General features: G+C 71.7%; 2 protein-coding genes and 1 pseudogene. 1 reads left to right on the forward strand and 2 read right to left on the reverse strand.

Annotation, left to right across the window (positions count from 1 at the left end; all coding sequences use genetic code 11):
- Positions 1 to 5: 5 nt before the first annotated feature.
- Positions 6 to 1,100 (reverse strand): DUF5925 domain-containing protein, encoded by a 1,095-nt coding sequence (locus ACJA3G_RS33910; RefSeq protein WP_406556871.1) that lies wholly within the window; start codon positions 1,098 to 1,100, stop codon positions 6 to 8.
- A 329-nt stretch (positions 1,101 to 1,429) separates the two neighbouring features.
- On the opposite strand from ACJA3G_RS33910, the gene ACJA3G_RS33915 reads away from it, so the two are divergent.
- Positions 1,430 to 2,245 (forward strand): SGNH/GDSL hydrolase family protein, encoded by an 816-nt coding sequence (locus tag ACJA3G_RS33915; protein ID WP_406556872.1) that lies wholly within the window; start codon positions 1,430 to 1,432, stop codon positions 2,243 to 2,245.
- On the opposite strand, the pseudogene ACJA3G_RS33920 reads toward ACJA3G_RS33915, so the two are convergent.
- Positions 2,215 to 3,082, reverse strand: a pseudogene (locus ACJA3G_RS33920) (hypothetical protein); the annotation flags it as partial. The gene ACJA3G_RS33915 and the pseudogene ACJA3G_RS33920 sit on opposite strands and share 31 nt — an antisense overlap.

Raw genomic sequence — 3,082 nt, forward strand, 5'->3', positions numbered from 1 at the left:
CCCTCCTACAAGTACAGCCCCGCGTCCGCGCCCTCCCTCGGATCCGGGACGCTCGGCGGCGCCGTGCCGCGCCGCAGTGCGAACAGCTCCGCGAGGGTGGCGCCCTCGCGGCCGACGCCCTCCTCCGTGCCCAGCCAGGTGACCGCCTCGCGGCGGGTCATCGGGCCCACCTCGATACGGGCCAGACACCGGCCGGGGCGGACGACCGCGGGGTGCAGGCGCTCCAGGTCCTCGTTGGTGGTGACGCCGACGAGGACGTTGCGGCCCTGGCCGAGCAGACCGTCCGTCAGGTTCAGCAGCCGGGACAGGGCCTGCCCCGCGGTGTGCTTGGCCTCGCCCCGGATCAGTTCGTCGCAGTCCTCCAGCAACAGCAGCCGCCAGCGGCCCTTGGCCGAGCCGTCGTCCTCGCCGATCGCGATGTCCATCAGATAGCCGACGTCGTTGAAGAGGCGCTCGGGGTCCAGTACGCAGTCCACCTGGCACCAGTCGCGCCAGGAGCGGGCGAGCGTGCGCAGCGCCGACGTCTTGCCGGTGCCCGGCGGGCCGTGGAGGAGCAGCAGCCGGCCCGCGATGTCGTCGGGGGTCACCTTCATCAGGCGGTCCATCGCCTCGGCCACCGGGGCGGTGTAGTTGGGGCGGACCTCGTCCCAGGTACCGGCCGCGATCTGACGGGTGGTCCGGTGCGGGCCGCGGCGCGGTGAGACGTACCAGAAGCCCATGGTCACGTTCTCCGGGACCGGCTCCGGCTCGTCCTCCGCGCCCTCGGTGGCCTGTTTGAGCACACGCTCGGCGAGCTCCTCGCTGGTCGCGGTGACCGTGACGTCCGCGCCCCGGTTCCAGCGGGAGACGAGCAGCGTCCAGCCCTCGCCCTCGGCGAGCGTGGCGCTGCGGTCGTCGTCGCGCGCCGCGCGCAGCACGGACGCACTCGGCGGCAGCAGGCTGGCGCCCTTCTTGACTCGGTCGATGGAGGAGCTGTGTGAGAAGGGCTGCTCGCCCGTGGCGAACCGGCCGAGGAACAGCGCGTCGACGACATCGGAGGGGGAGTCGCTGTCGTCCACGTTCAGCCGGATCGGCAGCGTTGCTTCAGGGTTCGCGGACATGGCTTCCATGATCCGGCAACACGCCCCGCCGCGCACGGTGTTTTGTCCCGTTGGGCCGGGGCGCGGGCGAGCCCTGCGGTAGCGGGCGCCCCCCGGGAGTCCTTCCGCGCGGGCACCGGCAGCGCCGCCGCGCGCACTCGCCGCAGGCCCGCCGGGGCAAGGGGCGTGCAGTGAAGTTCCTTGCCCACAAGGTCAATTGACGAGAACTCATGGTCAGGCGTTCCCCCGTAGGAGCGTATTTCTGAAAGTTCTTGGCATGTCCACTTCCGGTGATCCCTACTCGCTGGTACCACATCTGTGGCGGATATCCCGCACTAGGAGGCCCCCACATGAAGCTCTCCCGTATGACGGCCCATGTGTCGTCGATCTTCCTGACCGCCGCCTTCGCCCTCACCGGGGCAGGCGTGGCCAGTGCCGCGACCCACGCCCAGGCCGCGGGCACCGACTACGTGGCGCTCGGCGACTCCTACTCCTCGGGAGTGGGAACCGGTACGTACGACAGCTCAAGTGGTTCCTGCAAGCGCTCGCCCAAGGCCTACCCGTCCCTGTGGGCGGCGTCCCACGCCCCCGCCTCGTTCGCCTTCACCGCCTGTTCCGGCGCGACCACCGACGATGTGAAGGCAGGTCAGCTCGGCCCGCTCAACTCCTCCACCGACCTCGTCTCGATCACCATCGGCGGCAATGACGCGGGCTTCTCCGACGTCATGACCACCTGCGTCCTGAACTCGCAGTCCACCTGCCTCAACCGCATCAACCAGGCGCGCACCTACGCCGACACCGTCCTGCCCGCGAAGCTCGACTCGGTCTACGACGCGATCAGAGCCAAGGCACCCAACGCCCACGTCGTCGTCATCGGCTACCCGCACTTCTACAAGATCGGCGGCAGCTGCTTCCTCGGACTCAGCGACACCTCGCGCGCGGCCATCAACAGCGCCGCGGACGAGCTGAACACGGTCACCGCCAAGCGCGCCGCCGACCACGGCTACAGCTTCGCCTCGGTCGTCCCGGCCTTCACCAACCACGAGATCTGCTCCAGCAGCTCCTGGCTGAACAGCCTCGTCTGGACCAACATCGGCGAGTCCTACCACCCCACCGCCGCCGGCCAGTCCGGTGGCTACCTGCCCACCTTCGCCAACGCGGCCTGATCCCCACCCGTCGTCACCTCGGCCGAAGCAGAAGAAGAAGCAGAAGGAGAAGAAGCAGAAGCAGAGGAAGCAGTTGAGGAGGGGGCCCCGCTCGTCGGGGTCCCCTCCTCGCACGTGATCGCGTACGCCACCGAGCCGGACGTCACCGCGACCGGTGAGCGCACCTCCAGCCGCACCGCGTTCCGCGTGGTCCCGGCCGCCCCGTACCCCGACTCGACGTGCCGCACCTCCCTGCTCCGCGCTGCGCCGGACCCGAATTCCAGCGTCTTCCAGCCCCGGTCGGACGACTCCCCGTCCGCCGTCACCCAGCGGTACTGGACGTCCACGGGCGTACGGCTCACGGTGAAGGTGGCGACCACGGCCGGGGCGGCGTCGTCCGGCGGCGGGCACGTTCCCCGGTAACTTCCGCGCAGACTCCGCAGGGAGACCTTCACGGACTGCGCGGGCGTCGCCGAACCGCTCGGGCCGGGGCTGGGGCTGGTGCTGCTCGGGGCGCCGGTGGTGGCGCCGTGGCTCGTGGTGGCGGCGCCGCTGCGCGGGGCGGAGTGCGAGGCCGGGCCCGGCGCCGAGGTCGCGGCCGTGTTCTTCCCGGCCCCCGAGTCGCCCCCGCTGTGCACCAGCGCCCAGACCAGGGCGCCGAGCGCGAGCAGCAGGACGAGGACGCCGGCCACCAGCAGGACCCCCGCCCCGCTCCGGCGGGACCGCTCCTCGTCGGCCGCCGGGCCGTACGCCCCCGGCGCCACCCGGGTCGGCGGCGGCGCCGTGGGGTCGGCGCCCGGCATCCCCGTGACGACCGTGGGGACGCCGTACGGACCGGGGTACGGCGGCGGGATGTCC

Origin of the sequence: Streptomyces sp. YS-3 (assembly GCF_045257485.1) — a bacterium.
GTDB lineage: Bacteria > Actinomycetota > Actinomycetes > Streptomycetales > Streptomycetaceae > Streptomyces.